This is a genomic window from Streptomyces niveiscabiei (assembly GCF_001419795.1).
GTDB classification, from domain to species: Bacteria; Actinomycetota; Actinomycetes; order Streptomycetales; family Streptomycetaceae; genus Streptomyces; species Streptomyces niveiscabiei.
The window spans coordinates 1-18,778 of sequence record NZ_LIRL01000365.1 but is presented as its reverse complement, the minus strand read 5'-3'; the positions used below and the strand labels follow the sequence as shown (position 1 = coordinate 18,778).

The following is an 18,778-nucleotide window of genomic DNA, read 5'->3' as shown; positions in this document are numbered from 1 at the left end:
CGTCCAGGCCGGCCTGGACGTCTTCGGTCTCGGCGAGCACCACAGCTGGGACTTCGCAGTCGCCAATCCCGCCGTCCCGCTGGCCGCGATCGCCCAGGCCACCAGCCGTATCCGGCTGGCCAGTGCCATGTCGGTGCTGTCCACCGCCGATCCGGTCCGGCTGCACCAGGACTTCGCCTCCCTCGACCTGATCAGCGACGGCCGCACGGAGATCATCGCGGGGCGCAGCGCGTTCGTCGAGGCGTTCCGCCTGTTCGGCGTGGACCTCAAGGACTACGACGACGTGTTCGCGGAGAAACTGAGGCTGCTGCTCGCCATCCGTGAGAACCCCGAACACGTCACCTGGCGCGGACGGTTCCGCCCGGCCATGGACGGCCTCTCCGTCCAGCCCTCGCCCCAGCAGGCGCAGTTGCCGCTGTGGCTCGGCGTGGGCGGCACCCCCTCCAGCGCGGAACGCGCCGGACGCCTCGGCCTGCCCATGGCGCTCGGCCTCATCGGCGGGGACATCCGGCGTGCCCGCCCCCTCGTCGAGCACTACCGCGCGGTCGGCACAGCAGCCGGCCACCCCGCCCACCGGCTGCGGCTCGGCAGATCCGGCCACTTCTACGTCGGCCGCACCTCCCAGGGCGCACGCGACGACGTCTTCCCCTTCTACAAGGAATACGTCCGCCCCAAACCGCCCACCGGACGCGGCTTTCACATCGGACGCGCCGAATTCGACGCCGCAGCGGTACCGTTCGGCGCCCTGATGGTCGGCAGTCCCCAGGAGATCATCGACAAGATCCTCGCCGAACGCGAAGTACTCGGCCTCGATCGCTACATGGGCCAGGTCGACTTCGGCGGTATGCCCGCCCGTATGATCCACGACTCGATCGAGCTTCTCGCCACCGAGATCGCCCCCGTCATCCGCAGGGAACTCGCCCCGCCGGCCAGACCGGCCGCAGCCTGACCAGCAGCTGAACCGGCGTCGCGGACGTCGGCGGCCACGATCTCGCGACAGGCGCACCCTGTTCGAAAACGACGACCGACCTGAAAGCCTCGACGAGGGTAGCGGCGTGGAGATTGACCAACGCGCGGTAGACGTAGGACGATCCCGTCGCTCAACTCCTTCTGCGGGGTCTCGCACACGCAGGACGCTGACGTAGTTTCCGGTGCCAGGCATCGAGCACCCGCGCAGTCGCCGGACCAGCGGTCACCGGCATGCCCGGTGCAGCGGAGTTCGTCGGCTTGACCGCCGAGTACGACGAGTTGCTCGCCCGCCCTGCCTACGTCCACGGCGAGCTCTAACACCCCCGGGCGGAACTCGACCTGAGCGTGCCCGACAGCGACAGGGCCGCGACATCGATGCCCCCGCCACGCGCGCCGAGCCTCGGTCCGCCCTGCAACCTGACGACCGGTCCTGAGCAGGATCGGGGCCGCGGTGCCGACCGAGATGCCGAAGCCGGCCGCGGGCTGCGCGAGACCGTCGAGCCGACGCATCGTGACCCACTCGAATCAGCGAGGCGCTGAGAGCCGCTACCAGCTGACCCGGGAGGCGGCCGATCCCGCGTACTCGACTCGAGCGCGAGCCGGGATGGTCCGCGAGATCGCCGCCCCCACCTATCTGGCCCCGGACGGGTTACGCGGCGTTCCCGCCGGGGCCGCGCTCCCGCACCGCATCACACACGCCGCGCCCGCGTCGAACTCGGCGGTTTCGGTGGTCACGGATTCGTCGGCAGCCTGAGAATGCTCTCCACCGTGGCGTCAGTTCGCGTCCGTCCGGACAAGTCGATCATCCCAGCGCTCAGTGATGCTATAGAGCCCATCCCGTGCCCGTTCGCGCAGGACCTGGCGGACCCCACTATGTGCGACATCTGGGTCGCCTTGACACCCTCGATGGTGATGACGTTGTCGGTGGCGCCACGCAGCTGGTCGGCCATGTGATTGCAGTGTGCGGTCAGGCCACGGATGGCCAACTCGTCGTGCAGCACGGAGTTGTGAGCTTGATGGCGTCCGGTCCGGGCGCGGACGGGAGCTGTCGACGCACGGACGTTGCGACATCGGGCCGGCGTGAGGGATGTCCGCGCCACCGCAGGGACATCGCCGCCAGTCACCCCTGGGCTGCGGCGGAGCGCGGTCTGGCGCCCCGCGCTCAGCTGAGCCGCCTGGGTCCGGTTCGCTCAGACTGCTGGGGTCACCGGGCGCAGTACGAAGTCGTGGGTCACGGTGTGGCAGGGCGCATCCAGGCCGCGCGCCTTGAAGTCGGCCGGGTCGTCATGGAGCTGTGTGGCGTGCACGCTGGACTCGGGCGTCGTGCGGGGTTCGAGGGTGCTGCCGACCCTCGGGTCGCCTTCGAAGTGGGACTGCGTGGTCAGTGTGTGAAAGCCGGCGGCGGTGACGATCGTGTGGATGTGCAGCGGGCGGGTGTCGACCCGGTCCAGTTTCTTGATGAGCTTGCCCAGAGGGCCGTCCTCGGCGATGCCCATGACCTCGATGCCGGGCATGACCGTCCGGTACGCGAAGCGACCCTCGTCGTCCGTGAGCAGCTTTCCGCGCAGGTTGAACGGGGGCAGGCTCTCGTCAATGTCTATGACCAGAGGCCTGATCATCTCCGCGGTCAAGTTCGAGTAGTCGCCCTTGGCATTGGTCATCCAGATGTCGAGCTCCGCGCCCGCGATCGGCTCGCCGCTCGTGGAGCGCACCTGCCCCGAGACGAAGAGCGCCTCGCCGGGTTCGTCGGGGCGCATGGGCAGCGCGTACGGGCGTTCCAGGACCGGCGCCCCGGGTACATAGGCCGGTCCCCTGGCGATCCAGGGGCTCGCACCGTCCTTCTCCGGATTCGCGTACGCGGCACCCAGGTTGGCCTCCAGTACCGGATGCATGAAGAACTGGTAGATCGTCATGCGGATCTCGCCGGCTTCGGCGACCTCCAGGGCCCATGCGATGACTTGCTTCAACTCCTGCTCGGTCACTCCGTGCTTGATGATCAGATCCGCGATCGTCGACTGGAGGTCGTCGAAGACGACCTGGAGCCTGGTGCTTTCCGACGTGCTCATCAAGTCCCCTGCCGGTCGTGGGTGTCGGGCCGTGACGGCTCGGATCACCCCAAGTGGATATGGCACTCCACTTGAGGTTACATCACCCGGAAAGGGCTATCCAGTAAACCTTGTCCCGTGACCGCCGGTCACAGGATGTGACAATCACGGCGTCGAGGCCGTCTTGGACAGCCCCGTTCACAAGGCTGAGTCCGCGTCCCCCACCTTGTTGAGTACGTCCGCGCCCGGGTGGGAGACCTCGCCGGGCTGGGGCAAGGACCGTATCTTCCGCGATGTCGACAAACTTCTCACCGAGCCCACCGATGCCGACGCGTCCTGACCGGCAACCTCCTCCATCCCATGAGTCCGCAGCCGAGCACGACGATGTGGGGGATCGTGTTCACAAGGGCGCGTCAAGGAGGGACGCGGGTGGCCGTGGGCGAAGAACTGCCTATGCACAGCCTTGCCGCGTCGACGCCCGCTCAGCGTGACAACCCCCGCATGGAGAACGACCAGCGGTTCTGCTGCGGTTCATCACAAACACGGCTGATCAGGATCCCGGCAGCAGGTCCTGCTCGGTCCAGATGCACTTGCCGTCTCCGAGGAAGCGGGTGCCCCAGCGCCGGGAAAGGGTGGCGACCAGGTGGAGTCCTCGGCCCCCTCGTCCGTGTACCCGGCACGCCGTATGCGCGGGGTGGTGAGACTGTGGTCGTAAACCTCGCAGATGAGTGACCGACTGCGCAGGAGGCGCAGGCGGAGGGGTCCCGGTGCGTGCCGGACCACGTTGCCCACCAGCTCGCTCACCAACAGCTCGGTGGTCATGGCCAGTTCGTCCAGGTCCCAGGCGGCGAGCCGGTCTCGGACGCGGGCTCGTGCCCGTCCGGCGGCCCTGGGGTCATGGGGCAGGTCGTAGGAGACGACGTCGGCGGCGGGGGTGCCGCGGATGCGGGTGATGACCAGTGCGGCGGCGTCGGTGGTCCCCTCCCGGTCGGGTACCAGGGCCGAGACGATGTGGTCGCACAGTCTGCCGAGATCGCCTCCTCCGTCCGGCGGGTCGACATCGAAGTACGGAGTGCTGCTCACTTCTTCGGCCAGGGTCCGACACGTTCCCGGGCATGGACCAGCGGGGCTCAGGTCGAGCAGTCGGCCGCCACCGTGTCGGCCATCGCCTGCGCCTCCCACAAGAAGAACCATGCCGAGCCGATCAGTCGCAGTTGCTGGTCCGTCCTCCCATGCGCGATCGATCAGGATGTCACCGGCGAGGGTGCCGATGTCGACCGCGATGGCCCTGGCGGTGCCGAACTCTCAGCAGGTCAAGTCACCAGCGGGGAGTCGGCTCATCGGCCATGTCCCGACCAATGCGTCCGAGCCGAGGAATGGCGGTTCCGGTGGTGTACTGGATGTTGCGAGAGCGTCGGCTGCCGCGCGAGGCAGCGGGGCCTCTGCCACATGGCCGACCACCGCGCGGCTCCTGGACGGCCCCTGAAACGCTCGGCAGGCCGGTTTCGGCCAGGAACCATCCCTCCCGGGCCGTCACGCATCAGTCGTCCCGCCCGAAGACATTTCCGCACCCATGAGGGCTGGGGCTGTCAAGGGCTGTACTGGTCCGACCCGGTGCGCCGAGAACGCGCGTTCCAGGCTGTTTCGGCTGCTGGGCGGGATCTCCTTGCAGGGGTTCCCCGGAGTTCATGGTCATGCGGAGTGGACTCGCACGCACCCATTCGGCCTCCGCCCGGCAAGGCGTGGCCATGACCCTGGTCCGGGGGCCGGGCTGCTCATCCAGGTCATCGAGCGCGGTGGGTCCGGCTCATGCGGCCATGCGAGCTCGCCCGGGCTTGGTGTCCCGTCCGTCGAAAGTGGTCGTCACGTCGGGGTGTCCGCCTCCCGTGGCTCCTGCGCGTCCGCGGCTTCGCGCAGCAGGTGGTAGGCGTGGGTGAGGAGCTTGCGGGCGATGGCCGTCGCGGCGAACTTCTTGCCACGCCGTCGCGCGATCCGGGCAGAGGCGTCGGCGTGGACCGGACTCCGCTTCGCCCGCTGCGCCGCCTCGCACATGATCCAGCGCGGCCAGGGATCGCCCTGCTTGGAGATGTGTCCGTAGCGCACGGTGCGGTCCGAGCCGCACACGGTCGGGGTGAGCCCGGCCCACGAGACCGGCTTCCGCGCCGAAGGGAACCGCGAGATGTCGCCCACCTCCGCCAAGATGATCAGCCCGGTGAGTACGCCCACACCGGGCAGCGCGGTCAGCGTCTTCACCCTCGGGTCCGTCTTCGCGGCCTCTACCAGTACGGCGTCCACCCGGTCGACGACTTGCTGCACAGCGTCGATGGTCTCCAGCAGATTGCCCACTACTTGCCGTAAAGCGGCCGGCATCAGCTGATCCAGCCAGCAGCGCCCGCTGCTCGCGCAGCGTGGGCGGGGCGATCCACGCCTCCGGCAGCAGATCCGCGTGCAGCAGGTGAGCGAGCGTGGCCGCATCGACCTTGTCGTTCTTCAACTGGGCCGAGGCGATCGCCTTGCACTGCAGCGGATGCGCCAAGTGCGGCTCGAAGCCGTGGTCCTGGAGCACTCGACCAGCCAGCATCGCGGGCCTCCTGACCCGGACTCGGCTCCCCCTCAGCAGAGTGCTCCGAACGCACCAGGAGCCCCAGCCCTCATAGAGTCAGGTCAGCGCCCATGAAATCAAAGGGGGAACTACGCCTGAATCATGAACTTCGAGTACTCGCTGTGGACCCGTGGCATCGATGTCGGTAAGTCCGGCTATCAGAACTTGCGGAATGTCGGCCTCACCCGCCCTGCCCGGAACTGTCCACGACATCCACGCGGCCCGCGAGAACGCCGTTATCGACGCCATCTCCGAAGTCGGCGTCCCGTACCGAACCGACGAGACCGCGGTGCCGGATGTGTGACGTGGAGTGGAAGTTAGCCAGGGCCTTGTGGAGGCTCCCAGGTCATGGACTGCCGTTGCGTCGTGGTCGGCCCGTGTCGCGGGATAGTTGGCCGGCTCAGACGTGGCGAGCAGTTCCGTTCGTCTGGCCGCCGATCTCCTGCTCCCCCTGAGGGCTCTGCGGAGGGACGGTGGTCCCCCGCAGGATCAGGTGTGTGGGCAGGACGATGTGCTGTTCGCGGTCCGCCTCGGGGTCGTTGATGAGTTCCAGGGCCAGTTCGGCGGCAGCCCGGCCCATGTCCGCGGGTGACTGCGCCACGGTGGACAGGTCGAGCCATTCGGCCATCAGCTGGTCGTCGAAGCCGAGGACGGAGATCCGTTCGGGCACCTCGATCTGTACGGTGCGCAGGCTCAGGATGAGGGAGGCGGCGAGTTCGTCCTGTTCGGCGAAGATCGCGGTAGGGGGTTCGCGCAGGCTCAACAGGTTGCCGACCGCTTGAGTGGTGCCGCGTTTGTCGCGGGGCGGGGTGGTGACGACCAGGTCGTCGTCCAGGGGGATGCCCGCCTCGGTGAGCGCCTGCTGGTAGCCGAGGAGGCGCTCGCGTGAGCTGAAGCTGAAGCCGCGGGCGTTGGTGGTGTGGGCGAAGGCAATCCGGCGGTGTCCGAGGTTGATCAGATGGCGGGTGGCCTTGCAGGCGCCGGCGACGTCGTCGACGTAGACGCTGGGGCGGCCTTCGACGTGCTGGCTGATGTAGATCACCGGCATGCCGAGGTCGTCCAACCGGGTGGTCTCCTCGCCGGTGAGGTCGAAGCAGAACACCAGCAGTGCGTCCGCGTTGCGGCGGGCCGGCAGGCGTTCGAAGAACGCGGCCCGTTCGTCCAGGTCCGGGACGACGTACACGGTCAGCTCCATGCCGGCCCGGCGCAGCAGTGGGCCCAGGCTGGACAGCGCTGCTCCCATGAACCACGAGTCGAGCGTGGGCACGAGCACCGCCATGACACCGGTCCGGCCGGTGACCAGGCTCGACGCTTGTCGCGAGATCGCGAAGTTCAGCTCACGGGCCGCTCGCTCCACGCGGGCACGGACCTCGGGTGAGACCGATGTCAGGCCGCGCATCGTGCGCGAGACGGTGGAGGGAGAGACCCCTGCCCGTTCGGCGACGTCGGCCAACGTGGGGTGCCGCTGAGCTGGTGACATGAGCGGAAGTTAGCACAGTTCGAGGCCCTGGCGGGAGTCTTCGTGACAGCGCTGTCACGCCTGATCCTGTGGACAGAATGCCCGTTGTGCCCAACTCATTGACGGTATTGGTCGCCTAAATCAACTGTGCTACCGCAGCGTTACGCATTGACTTCCGTCAGGTGCACTCCTACGGTGCAAGCGTTGTCTCAGCGGAGGCCAAGCCATCGCCGCAAGTCACCTGTTGATTGCTTTGACCTGCTCTTTCGATCTACAGAACGCCGTGACAGCACAGTCTCACAACGGAGACATCCCAGAGTCATCTCGGTAGCTACTCCCTACAGGGCGCCCCGCCGAGACTTCGGTTCCGCACGTCCAGGAGAGACAGTGAACGCCAGAACCACCAGAGTCCTTCAGTGCTCGGCCGTGCTCGTCGCCGCCGGGCTCGTCCTCACCGCCTGCGGTTCCTCCGACAGCGGCAGCTCGTCGGGGCAGTCGAAGAGCCCGTCGTTCTCGGGCCGTGGCCCCATCACGTACGCCGCCGCCAAGGACAGCTCCGGCGTCGTCCAGAAGGTCATCGACAGCTGGAACGAGCAGCACCCCAAGGAGAAGGTCACCTTCGTCCAGCTGCCGGCGGACGTGAACCAGCAGCGCCAGCAGATGATCCAGAACGCCGAGACGAAGTCCGACGCCTACACGGTGCTCTCCCTGGACGTGGTGTGGACCTCGGAGTTCGCCGCCCACCAGTGGATCGACCAGCTGCCCACCGCACAGTTCCCGCTGGACAACATGCTCAAGCCGACGGTGGAGACGGGCCAGTACCGCGACAACCTGTACGCGGTCCCGGCCAGCTCGGACGGCGGCGTGCTGTACTACCGCTCCGACCTGCTGAAGAAGGCGGGCGTCGCTGCCGCGCCGACGACGTGGGCGGAGATGAAGACCGCCTGTGCCAAGGTCGAGAAGCTGCCCGAGGCCAAGGGCATGGACTGCTACGCGGGCCAGTTCCAGAAGTACGAGGGTCTCACCGTCAACTTCGCCGAGGCCGTGAATTCCGCAGGCGGCGTCATCACCGACGCCGACGGCAAGCCGAACGTCGACACGCCCGAAGCGAAGAAGGGCCTGGACTTCCTCGTCGACTCCTTCAAGGACGGCACGATCCCCAAGGAAGCCATCACCTACCAGGAGGAGGAAGGCCGCCAGGCGTTCCAGTCCGGCAAGCTGGTCTTCCTGCGGAACTGGCCGTACGTATACTCGCTGGCCCAGAAGAGCAAGGTCGCGGGCAAGTTCGCGGTCGCGCCGCTGCCCGGCCTGACCGGCGCCGGTTCCTCCAGCCTGGGCGGCCACAACGTGGCCCTGTCCTCGTTCGCCAAGAACAAGGCCACGGCACTGGACTTCATGAAGTTCTTCACCAGCCAGGACACCGCGACCACGTTCCTCAAGGACGCCTCCATGGCCCCGCCGTACGCAGCCCTCTACGACGACCAGGCACTGGTCAAGCAGTACCCCTACCTGCCGGTGCTGAAGAAGTCGATCCTGGGCGCCGTACCCCGCCCGAGGGTGGTCCAGTACGGGGACGCGTCCTCCGCGATCCAGCAGGAGACGTACGCAGCCCTGAACGGCGACAAGTCCAGCGCGCAGGCGCTGAAGGACCTGCAGGACGAGCTGCAGAAGTCCGCGGCTCAGTGAGGAGAAAAGCCGTGGTCGACACCAAGATCCCACCCGACGCCGCAGCAGACCCGATCGGCAGCCATACCGGGAAGAGCTCCGCGTCGGTGAAGGGAAGCAAGCGGACCTGGGCGACCGCGGCTTCGGGACGGACGGCGGCACTGCTGGTGTCGCCGACCCTCCTGGTGCTCACCGTCGTCGTCCTCTACCCCACGCTCATGGCGATCAGAGAGTCGCTGTACGGGACCAAAGGGCTGGACCCCAAGACCGGCTTCATCAGCAATACCGAGCCGTTCGTCGGGCTGCAGAACTACGCCGACATCTTCGGCGAGGCCGGCGACCGGTTCTGGAACGCGTTCTGGAACACCACCTTCTTCACCGTCGTCACGGTGGGCCTGGAGACGCTGATCGGTGTCTCGATGGCGCTGATCATGCACAAGGCGTTCAGCGGCCGGGCCCTGGTCCGCGCCTCCATCCTCATCCCCTGGGCCGTGCCCACCGCGATCTCGGGCCTGCTGTGGCGGTGGATCTTCAACAGCGACGGCATCGCCAACGCCCTGATCGGCCACCAGGTCCTGTGGACCACCGAAGGCTTCCACGCCAAGGTCGCCGTCATCATCGCCGAGGTGTGGAAGACCTCCCCCTTCATCGGGCTGCTGGTCCTGGCCGGACTGCAGGTCATCCCGAAGGAGGTCTACGAGGCGGCCCGCCTCGACGGGGCCGGCCCGCTGGCCCAGTTCTGGCGCATCACTCTGCCCCTGGTGAAACCCGCCCTGCTGGTCGCGGTGCTCTTCCGTTGCCTGGACGCACTGCGGATGTTCGACCTGCCTTATCTGCTGATCGGCGCGCAGAAGAACTCGGTGGAAACGCTGTCCATGCTCGCCCAGAACGAGGCGTCCAACGTCCGCTTCGGACCGGCCGCCGCCTACGCGGTGCTGCTGTTCGTCTACGTCTTCCTCATCGCGCTCGGCTTCGTCCGGCTGCTGGGCACGGACCTCGTCGGCGACGTGGGCGGACCCAAGGCCAGGCGCAAGAACAAGTTCCGGCGCACCTCGGCGCCCAAGAGTGCGGAGGTGTCGGCATGACGTCGACCGTGAAATGGCGAACCTGGCTGCTCTACCTGGGCGTTGCCGCGGTGGTGGCCTACTGTCTGGCCCCCTTCTACTGGATGGTGGTCTCCAGCCTGCGCCGCACCTCCGACATCTTCGACACCTCGCTGCTGCCGACCTCGGTGTCGTTCGAGAACTACCGGGCGGTCTTCAGCCCCTCCCAGGGGTTCGGCCGCGCGCTGCTCAACAGCCTGATCGTCTCCGGCACCACCACCGTGCTGGCCCTGCTGCTGGCCACCTTCACCGCCTACGCGATGGCCCGGCTACAGTTCCGCTTCAAGCGGCTGATCCTCACCCTGATCATCGCCACCTCGATGTTCCCGGTCGTCTCGATCGTGGTCCCGCTGCTGAAGCTGTTCACCGACATCGGCTGGATCAACACCTACCAGGCGATGATCGTGCCCAGCATGTCCTTCGTGCTGCCGCTGGCCGTGTGGAACCTGACCACGTTCTTCAAGCAAATGCCCGACGAGCTCGAAGAAGCCGCCATGATCGACGGCTGCACCCGCGGCCAGGCGTTCCGCAAGGTCATCATCCCGCTCGCCGCACCGGGCATCTTCACCACAGCGATCATCGCCTTCATCGCCGCCTGGAACGAGTTCCTCATCGCCCTGTCGATGACGAACCGGCCCAGTATCCAGACCGCGCCGGTCGCCATCTCCAAGTTCACCGGCGCCACCCAGTTCGACATCCCCTTCGGCAGCCAGATGGCCGCGGGCGTCCTCGTCACCGTCCCCCTGGTGATCATGGTGCTCGTCTTCCAGCGCCGCATCGTCGCCGGACTCACCGCAGGCGCGGCCAAGTAACTCCTGGCCGCCGCACCGCACCTTCCCCCACTCTCAAAAGGACCTTCTCGCACCATGTCCTCCACCACGCCCTCACCCTGGTGGCGCAGCGCCGTCATCTACCAGGTCTACATCCGCAGCTTCGCCGACGGCGACGGCGACGGCGTCGGCGACATCGCCGGCCTGCGCTCCCGGCTCCCCTACCTCAAGTCGCTCGGCGTGGATGCCCTGTGGATCAACCCCTGGTACAAGTCTCCGATGGCGGACGGCGGCTACGACGTGGCCGACTTCCGCGCTATCGACCCGCTGTTCGGCACGGTCGCGGACGCCGAGCAGCTCATCGCCGAAGCCCACGAGCACGGGATCCGGATCATCCCCGACATCGTGCCCAACCACACCTCCGACGAGCACGCCTGGTTCCAGGCGGCACTGGACGCAGGCCCCGGCAGCCCGGAGCGCGAGCGGTACGTCTTCCGGCCCGGCCGCGGTCCCGACGGCGCCGCCCCGCCCAACAACTGGGTCTCCTGCTTCGGCGGCCCGGCCTGGACCCGCCTGCCCGACGGCGACTGGTACCTCCACCTGTACGCCCCCGAACAGCCCGACCTCAACTGGCAGCATCCCGACGTCCACGCCGAGTTCGAGTCCATCCTGCGGTTCTGGTTCGACCGGGGCGTCGACGGCTTCCGCATCGACGTCGCCCACGGACTCGCCAAGGACCCCGAACTGCCCGACCTGCCACCGTGCCCCGACACGGCACACGGGCAGCCCCTCCACCACGTCCAGCACCCGCACTGGGACCGCGACGAGGTCCATGACATCTACCGCGCCTGGCGCAAGGTCGCCGACGAGTTCGAAGGCGACCGGGCCTTCGTCGCCGAAGCCTGGGCCGACACCCCCGAGCGCCTCGCCTCCTACGTCCGCCCCGGCGGCCTGCACACCGCCTTCAACTTCGACTTCCTCATGGCCAGCTGGGACCCCAAGGACCTTCGCACGGTCATCGACGACTCCCTCGCCATGCTCACCGACATGGGCGCACCGGCCACCTGGGTGCTCTCCAACCACGACGTCATGCGCCACACCAGCCGCTACGCCCGCAAGACCGTCGCACGCTGGGTGCCCAACCAGCGCTACCAACCGGAAGGCGATATCGACCTGAGCCTGGGCACCCGCCGCGCCCGCGCCGCCGCCCTGCTCATGCTCGCGCTGCCCGGCGGCGCCTACGTCTACCAGGGCGACGAACTCGGCCTCCTCGAAGTCGAAGACCTGCCCGAGTCCGCCCTCGAAGACCCCATCTGGGAACGCTCCGGCCACACCGACCGCGGCCGCGACGGCTGCCGCGTGCCGATTCCCTGGTCCGGACAGGCAGCACCGTTCGGCTTCAGCCCCGAAGACGCCTACGCCGCACCCTGGCTGCCCCAGCCCGCCAACTGGAACGAGCTCACTGCGGAGGCACAGACCGGCGACGAAACATCGATGCTGGAGCTCTACCGCACCGCCCTCCGCCTGCGCCGCGAAAATCCTGCCCTCGGCGACGGCACCATGACCTGGCTCGACGCCCCCGCCGGCGTCCTCGTCTTCCGCCGTGAGCCCGGCTTCGTATGCGTGGTCAACCTCTCCGGTGAGGCGTACCCGCTGCCCGACCATGGCTCCGTTCTGCTGGCCAGCGGTCCCATCGCAGACGGCGAACTGATGCCGGACCAGGCGGCCTGGCTCGCGGTGTAGCGCGACCAGGACCAGCCGTTTCCCCCTGATCCGCCAGGGCCTGCCTGGTGTCACTCCCCGCCGACCGGGCAGGCCCTGGCCCATTCGACCGCGCCATGCAGGGGGCAACTCGACGACGCCGCGGTGATCCGCGAGACGCTCCGCCGAGCTGTCGACACACCATCCCGAGCCAGGGTCCGCCTTCATCGCGTCGAAGCAGATCAGGAGTGCTGCTCTGAAAGCCCGCCTGTACTGCGGAGGAAGTTGCTGCGTGATGGTCGGTCCCCAGGACACGCCATGCTCGGTATCGCCCGCCTCCACAACCTCGCCCTCGTGAGGTGACAGGAAAACGGTCCGGTCAACCTGCATTCCGTGCCCTTACCGGGCCCTGCGGAATCCCTTCCGGCGGGAGAGCTCGGCAGCGTAGTCAGCTCGTGCGGACCCTGCCTCCTTGGTCCACTTTCGGCGCGGCTGATGTGGAGTCCCAACAGGCGGCTGAGGACGACGGCGGGGAGTTCGACGGAGAGCTCCATGAGTGTGGTGTTGCGGGCAGGAGCCATGGGTGATCGTCACTGCGTCCGAGGGTGGAGTAGCCGTGGCGCTGCTGGACGAGCTCCAACACGAGGGAGTCCAGCGGGGGCGGCAGGTCGGTCGGGTGGGATCCGAGCTTGAGCGCACCCCGGCCTGCGTGCGGGTGACCTGGTCGAGCCGGATCTGGCAGGTCCGGCTCAGAGGCTGGGCGAAGAGCAAGAGAAGCAGGCCCGCGACGCGGGTGGCGGTGTCGACCCCGTCTCCCTTCACGAGTCGGCGGACGTGGGCCCATCGTCGGTCTTGCTCGATGAGGACCATGGGCGCGTCCTTGGGCGGGATCGGGATCAGGATGCGGTGGGCGTGGCGGTTCCGTATCGACCAGACCAGGAAGGTCCGGGCGAGGTAGCGGACCCAGATGTCGGTGGCCAGCCAGTCGTCGATGTCGTGCTGGGTGCAGGTGGCCAGGCTCGTGCTGCGGGCCCGGAGCCATTCGATCAGCTGGATTGCAGCCTTGACCTCACGGCGGACGACCACCGCCTGGTGCAGGGTGACGGCCCGTTTCTCGGCGTCTCGCCGGAGCCGCCGAAAGTGGTGCCAGGTGGCGAATCCGCGGACGACCTGGCGCTCGCTGGGGTCTTCGATTCGGGCGACAGCCCGGGGCAGCCAGCGCTCAGGTTCGGCGAGGCGCTCGTCGCGAGCTGGGAGAACACCGTCGGCGACCAGGGCCGCCCGCAGGTGTCGGACCGCTTTGACCGGGTGCTGAAGGCCGTCGAGGAAGCCGTGGGTCACGGGCCCCTTCTCGGCGGCGAGAGCGGCCAGCAGGCGCCGTGGAACGGGTTCGCGAAGCCAGTGGAGAAGAGAGAGGGGATCGCCCCGTTGCCGCTGAGGTTGAAAGGGTGGGATGACAGGGTTACGGAGGCTCCAGTGCCAGTCCGTTCCCGGTGATGAAGCCGTCGAGTAATTCGGGTCGGCGTTGGATGGCGCGTAAGCGGTTCTTCACGATCAAGGGGAAGGTTCACCGACGAACTCACCCTGAGCCGCGAACAGTTGGACAAGTTCGCCGACCTGCCTCCGGCCCTGGGCGACACCCACACCGAAGCGGGCATGGCCATGCTCGAACGCTGGCCGGCCCGCGCCTCGTACAGCCACCCCTTGTCCGTACCACCGCCAAGCCAGGAGGACTCCGCCATGCGTGCAGCCGTGATGTACGGAGCCGGAGACGTCCGCGTCGAGGACCGTCCCGACCCCAGGATCGTCCATGCCGACGACGCGATCGTGCGTACCGTCGCCTCGTGCGTGTGCGGCAGCGGCCTGTGGCCGTACAGGTCCATGCCCGCCACCGGCACCGGCCGCCCGATGGGGGCACGAGTTCTTCGGCGTCGTCGAGGAGACCGGAGCGGGCGTCGCCCGCGTCAGGGCCGGCGGCCTCGTGGTCACCCCGTGCACGTACTGCGACAACACCTGCGACTACTGCGTCAAGGGCCTGCAGTCGTCCTGCCGCCACGGCGGCCGGTACGGCTACGACGGCGTGGACGGCGGTCAGGGCGAAGCCGTCCGCGTGCCGCAGACCGACGGCACTCTCGTCAAGCTGCCCGTCGAGCCGGACTCCGGGCTGCTGCCCTCCCTGCTGGGGCTCTCGGACGTGATGGGTACCGGGCACCACAGCGCCGTCACCGCCGGCATCCGGCCCGGGGACTCGGTGCTGGTCATCGGGGACGGCGCGGTCGGTCTGTGCGTGGTCGTCGCCGTACGGCGGCTCGGCGCCGAGCGGATCGTCCTGATGGGCCGCCGCACCGAACGCACCGGCCTGGGCCGCGCGTTCGGCGCCACCGACGTCGTCGCCGAACGCGGTGACGACGGTGACGACCGCGTCGTGGAGGCCGTCGGTACCCGCCGAACCCTGGAGACCGCGCTCGGCGCGAACGCCGACGGCGGCACCATCAGCCGCCTCGGTGTCCACCAGTACGAGGAGGGGCCCGTCGGCGCCGGCATGATCATGCGGAACGTCACCCTGACCGGCGGTGTCTCCCCGGCACGTGCCTCCATCGAGGAACTGCTGCCCGACGTCCTGTCCGGCGCCATCCAGCCGGGCCGCGTCTCCGACCGGACCATCAGCCTCGACGAGGTGCCGCAGGCGTACCAGGACATGGCCGGCCGCCGCGTCCTCAAGCCCCTCATCCGCTTCTGACCGCCCCCTACACCTTCCCCGACCACGCCACCACGCTGTTCGACCTCTACGACCGTCTCGGCGAACTCACCGACGGGGCGGTGGACCCCCTGGTCGGCCGCGACCTCGAACTCCTCGGCTACGACGCCCGCCACACCCTCACCCCCGTCTCCCCCGCCGAGTGGGCCGCCCACCAGCGGCGCTCCTGGGCCCTCGACGTGACCCGCCACGGCACCACGCTCACCACCCGGGGGGGCGGTCCTCATCGACACCGGCGCGGCGGGCAAAGGCCACCTCGTCGATCCGATCTCCGCCCAGCTCACCCGTACCGGACACGGCGAGCACCCGTGGACCACTCGGCGTCGGGGCGGCCCATGAGGAGAGGAGTGGGTTCGGCGGCGTTCGCCGGAGGGCGTGACCTCAGACGGTGCTGCCCCCGTCCGCGAGCAGTGTGCTGCCGGTCATGTACATCGACAGGTCGCTGACGCAGAAGAAGGCGACGCGTGCGATGTCGTCGGGGCTGCCGCTGCGGCCGGCCGGACTGGTGGCCCTCAGGTGCGCGCTGTCCGGGTCCGCCGGAGCAGCCGCTTCGGCTGCCGCCAGCTGGTTGCCCTCGGTCGGTACGTAGCTGGGCGCCACTCCGAGCACCCGGATGCCGTGCGGTGCGAGTTCCAGGGCGCTCTGCCGGGTGAGGCCGCGTACCGCGTGCTTGGAGGAGACGTAGGCGGCCAGGCCGGGCGCGCTCGCGCGGAAACCGGCGGTCGAGCAGATGTTGACGATCACGCCGCCGCGGCCGCCTGCGGTCATCACCCGGGCGGCCTCGCGGGTGCCGGTGAACACGCCGCGGGCGTTGACGGCGAATACGCGGTCCCAGCTCTCGTCGTCCGTCAGCGAGATGGGTATGGCGGGGAAGACCCCGGCGTTGTTGACCCAGGCGTCGAGGCGACCCCAGCGTACGGCCGCCAGGCCCGCAGCACCGCTTACGGAGGCCGACTCCGTGACATCCATCTCGACGCCCACCGCCTCGACGCCGTACTGGTCGCCGAACTCGGCCGCCGCGCTCTTCGCGAGCGTGCCGTCGACATCGCCGATGACGACCCGGGCACCGGCCTCGGCGAGCCGTGCGGCGATCGCCCGGCCGAGGCCGCGTCCGCCGCCGGTCACCACCGCCACGCGGTCGCGCAGGGAGACGAGGTCGGTGAGCGGGCACGAGGAGACGTCAGGCATGGGCATGAGGAGATTCCTTCGGTGTCGTACTGGGAGCTGTGCGGCTCGCCGCCGGCGCGTACCGCTGCTGCGCACAGAGGTTGAATGTAACCACAGTGGAAACTTTTCGCGCTGATTAAACTCCAGACGACACCGGAAGACAACCCCCTGTCCGGGGAGCACCTACGGCTCAGGAGGCACCATGGGTCCCACCACCGGCGCACGTCGGCGGGGGCCGTACGCGACGACACCGGCCCGGCGCAAGCAGATCGTGCGGGCGGCACTGGCGGGATTCGCCGAGCACGGCTACGAGCGCGCCTCACTGCGGGACATCGCGGCGCGGGCGGGTGTGACCCATGCGGCACTGCTGCGCCACTTCTCGGGCAAGGAGGAACTCCTTCTCGCCGCCCTGGCGCTGCGGGAGGCGGACGAGGAGGAGGCCGCGGCGCGCATCATGGCATCCGGCACAGCAGGCCCGGCCGTTCTCGGCGCGGTCCTGGCCGACGAGTTCGCCAACCCGGACTACCAGCGCAACTGGCTGTCCCTGGCACTCGCCGCGACCAACCCGGACCACCCCGCGCACGAGTACTTCCTCAGCCGGCGCGAGCGCATGCGGACGCGGTTCCGCAGCAGCACCCTGCGCACGGCGCACGACAGCACGGATCTGACGGCGGACGAGAAGGTCGTGATGGTGCTCGCGATGCTCGACGGGCTGCGGGTCCAGGCCCTGCTCGACCCCTCGCAGGACGTGCTGCACCTCCTCGAAGTCTTCATGCGGACGGTCATCGGAGCCGAGGAGGGCGAGGAGGACCTCGGGGATTCGATGTGAGGACGGCGGCAGGGCAGCCGGAGTGGCCGCTCGTCACGCAGCGTTGACAGGCCCCGCTGGAAGCCGGGCGCAGGACCTCGGCATGGTCGGGGGCGAGGCATATCGGCGAGCATGGTGGGCAACGGCAGCATCGCGGGATAGTGAACACGCTGGTGTGCACCTCGACGGTGACATCGTCGAAGCCGCCGTCCAGGAGCAGATTGCGGTACTGGCGGCCGGCGCGGGGCGCGCTCAGCACGTCGGCGCGGGCGTGCACGATCGTGCGGGTCAGCTCCGCGTCGTCGGAGTCGACCATGACGGCGTCCCAGTCCTGCCCGACCAGGACGATCCTGCCGCCCGGGCAGAGGACGCGCCGCGCTTCCGCCACCGCGCGCCACGGCTCCTGAAGGGCGTGGAAGACCTTGTCGGCGCGGTAGCCGTGCACACTTCCGTCGGCGAACGGCAGTTCCTCCGCCCCCGCCTCCCGGAACTCGGCCGCCGGCCACCGTTTCCGGGCCTCGGCCAGCATCCACGGATCGGGATCCACGCCCACCGCGTGGACGCCGCGCTCGGCCGGCTCGGCGACGGCCCGCCCGGCCCCGCAGCCGATGTCCACGACGGACGAGCCCGGGACAAGCGACAGCAGTTCGTAGGAGCGCGCCCGCAGCAGGCCGGCGCTCGGCATCTGGTCCATCGCGTCGAGGAGTGCCTGCACGGCCTCGGTGCGGCGGTGCTTCTCCGCCGTTCCCCGCGTTTCCTGGTTCTTGGACATGGGCGCCAGGCTAGGAATTCATGTCGACATGAAGTCAACCGGAGACCCATGAAGTCGAGCGGAGACGACAGCGCGAGCGCGATGAGCATCGGCGCCCTCGCGGCACGGTTCGGTCTCGCCCCGCACGTCCTGCGGCATTGGGAGTCGGTGGGCCTGCTGCACCCCGTACGGGACGCGGGCGGACGCCGCCGCTACGGCGCGGACGACCTCACCCGCGTGGCGACGATCCTCATCGGCAAGGCGGCCGGCCTGGGCCTGGACACCATCAGGAGCCTGTCCGCCACCGCCGAACGCGCCACCCGGCACGAGATCCTGCGCGCCGAGGCCGACCAGCTCCGATCGAGGGTCGCCGCCGCCCGGGCCTCACTGGAACTCATCGAGTGCGGCCTGAACTGCGAGTGCGAGGACGTCACCCAGTGCCCGAACTACCGGCGGCTCATCGCCGAGCAGGTAGGCGCCCAAGCAAGGGAGTTCAGTCCCGCAGCACCAGGTCGAGCAGCCCCGGAAAGCTCGCGTCGAACTCCTCCCGCCGCAGCCGGTTGACCCGTCGGGCCCCCTCGTCCCGCTGCTCGACGAGGCCCGCCGCGCGCAGCACGGAGAAGTGATGGCTGAGGGCGGCCTTGCCGACGGGTACGTCGAAGCTGCCGCAGCTGCGCGTCCAGACGGGGGAACCGGCGAGTTCGCGGAGGAGGCGGATGCGGACGGGGTCGGCGACGGCGGACAGGGCCGTGAGGACGGAGACGTCCTCGGGGTGCGTGTGGACGGGCGCGGCGCGGTGGCTCGCGCCCGGTGCCTGGTCGGGCATGCGCCTCCTGTCGGCGGGGGTCCCGGCCGGTTGCCGAGTGTTCGATGGATATCTTACAGTCCGGGTGTTCGGTTTTGATTGAACACTCGCCCGGATCGAGCCCGTCACCCTGCCCCGCCCATCACCCTGTCCCGCCCGTCACCCTGTCCCGAAG

General features: G+C 68.8%; 16 protein-coding genes and 2 pseudogenes. 10 read left to right on the top strand and 8 right to left on the bottom strand.

From position 1 onward, the window contains the following. Window positions 1-949, top strand: a 949-nt coding sequence (locus AOK24_RS18510; protein WP_055721182.1) for an LLM class flavin-dependent oxidoreductase, incomplete at its 5' end; no start/stop codon positions are given. A 751-nt stretch (window positions 950-1,700) separates the two neighbouring features. Here AOK24_RS18510 and AOK24_RS18505 read toward each other — a convergent pair. The 4 genes and pseudogenes from AOK24_RS18505 to AOK24_RS18490 all read right to left on the bottom strand — a co-directional run bounded on the left by AOK24_RS18505 (window position 1,701) and on the right by AOK24_RS18490 (window position 5,384). After that, window positions 1,701-1,919 (bottom strand): hypothetical protein, encoded by a 219-nt coding sequence (locus tag AOK24_RS18505; protein ID WP_133258137.1) that lies wholly within the window; start codon window positions 1,917-1,919, stop codon window positions 1,701-1,703. Window positions 1,920-2,159: 240 nt separating this feature from the next. Further along, window positions 2,160-3,035 (bottom strand): dioxygenase family protein, encoded by an 876-nt coding sequence (locus tag AOK24_RS18500; protein WP_055721180.1) that lies wholly within the window; start codon window positions 3,033-3,035, stop codon window positions 2,160-2,162. Between the two features lie 529 nt (window positions 3,036-3,564). Continuing rightward, window positions 3,565-4,049 (bottom strand): annotated as a pseudogene (locus AOK24_RS18495) (ATP-binding protein); the annotation flags it as partial. Window positions 4,050-4,877: 828 nt separating this feature from the next. Continuing rightward, entirely contained in the window at window positions 4,878-5,384 is a 507-nt protein-coding gene (locus tag AOK24_RS18490; protein WP_159051917.1) for a transposase, read from the bottom strand. Window positions 5,385-5,788: 404 nt separating this feature from the next. On the opposite strand from AOK24_RS18490, the gene AOK24_RS52295 reads away from it, so the two are divergent. Beyond that, window positions 5,789-5,920, top strand: a complete 132-nt coding sequence (locus AOK24_RS52295; protein WP_276206842.1) for a hypothetical protein — start codon at window positions 5,789-5,791, stop codon at window positions 5,918-5,920. 96 nt (window positions 5,921-6,016) lie between these two features. Here AOK24_RS52295 and AOK24_RS18485 read toward each other — a convergent pair whose 3' ends face one another. Beyond that, window positions 6,017-7,096, bottom strand: coding sequence for a LacI family DNA-binding transcriptional regulator (locus AOK24_RS18485; protein WP_338060940.1), 1,080 nt, complete (start codon window positions 7,094-7,096; stop codon window positions 6,017-6,019). 366 nt (window positions 7,097-7,462) lie between these two features. On the opposite strand from AOK24_RS18485, the gene AOK24_RS18480 reads away from it, so the two are divergent. From AOK24_RS18480 to AOK24_RS18450, 6 genes and pseudogenes are all read left to right on the top strand, one after another. After that, a complete protein-coding gene (locus AOK24_RS18480) occupies window positions 7,463-8,761 on the top strand; it encodes an ABC transporter substrate-binding protein (RefSeq protein WP_055721176.1) in 1,299 nt (432 codons plus the stop codon). Between the two features lie 11 nt (window positions 8,762-8,772). Then, complete coding sequence (locus tag AOK24_RS18475; protein ID WP_240553993.1) at window positions 8,773-9,825, top strand: carbohydrate ABC transporter permease; 1,053 nt, start codon at window positions 8,773-8,775, stop codon at window positions 9,823-9,825. Then, complete coding sequence (locus tag AOK24_RS18470) at window positions 9,822-10,655, top strand: carbohydrate ABC transporter permease (RefSeq protein WP_055721175.1); 834 nt, start codon at window positions 9,822-9,824, stop codon at window positions 10,653-10,655. Before AOK24_RS18475 ends, AOK24_RS18470 begins: the two co-directional genes overlap by 4 nt. 54 nt (window positions 10,656-10,709) lie before the next feature. After that, on the top strand, window positions 10,710-12,356 hold the full coding sequence (locus AOK24_RS18465; protein ID WP_055721174.1) for a glycoside hydrolase family 13 protein: 1,647 nt from the start codon (window positions 10,710-10,712) through the stop codon (window positions 12,354-12,356). A gap of 1,050 nt (window positions 12,357-13,406) precedes the next feature. Next, window positions 13,407-13,811 carry a hypothetical protein gene (locus AOK24_RS18455; RefSeq protein WP_159051916.1) on the top strand — a complete coding sequence of 135 codons (405 nt, stop codon included), beginning with the start codon at window positions 13,407-13,409 and terminating at the stop codon, window positions 13,809-13,811. Window positions 13,812-14,054: 243 nt separating this feature from the next. After that, a pseudogene (locus tag AOK24_RS18450) lies at window positions 14,055-15,054 on the top strand (alcohol dehydrogenase catalytic domain-containing protein). A gap of 399 nt (window positions 15,055-15,453) precedes the next feature. Here AOK24_RS18450 and AOK24_RS18445 read toward each other — a convergent pair. Then, entirely contained in the window at window positions 15,454-16,266 is an 813-nt protein-coding gene (locus AOK24_RS18445; RefSeq protein WP_055721171.1) for an SDR family NAD(P)-dependent oxidoreductase, read from the bottom strand. 175 nt (window positions 16,267-16,441) lie between these two features. On the opposite strand from AOK24_RS18445, the gene AOK24_RS18440 reads away from it, so the two are divergent. Further along, complete coding sequence (locus AOK24_RS18440; protein WP_055721170.1) at window positions 16,442-17,068, top strand: TetR/AcrR family transcriptional regulator; 627 nt, start codon at window positions 16,442-16,444, stop codon at window positions 17,066-17,068. Here the strand turns inward: AOK24_RS18440 and AOK24_RS18435 are convergent. Beyond that, window positions 17,022-17,819, bottom strand: coding sequence for a methyltransferase domain-containing protein (locus AOK24_RS18435; RefSeq protein WP_107103991.1), 798 nt, complete (start codon window positions 17,817-17,819; stop codon window positions 17,022-17,024). The two genes, AOK24_RS18440 and AOK24_RS18435, sit on opposite strands and share 47 nt — an antisense overlap. A gap of 48 nt (window positions 17,820-17,867) precedes the next feature. Here AOK24_RS18435 and AOK24_RS18430 point away from each other — a divergent pair, with 48 nt between their 5' ends. Continuing rightward, on the top strand, window positions 17,868-18,362 hold the full coding sequence (locus AOK24_RS18430; protein WP_079056874.1) for a MerR family transcriptional regulator: 495 nt from the start codon (window positions 17,868-17,870) through the stop codon (window positions 18,360-18,362). Here the strand turns inward: AOK24_RS18430 and AOK24_RS18425 are convergent. Beyond that, entirely contained in the window at window positions 18,292-18,624 is a 333-nt protein-coding gene (locus tag AOK24_RS18425; protein ID WP_055721169.1) for an ArsR/SmtB family transcription factor, read from the bottom strand. The two genes, AOK24_RS18430 and AOK24_RS18425, sit on opposite strands and share 71 nt — an antisense overlap. Window positions 18,625-18,778: the final 154 nt, after the last annotated feature.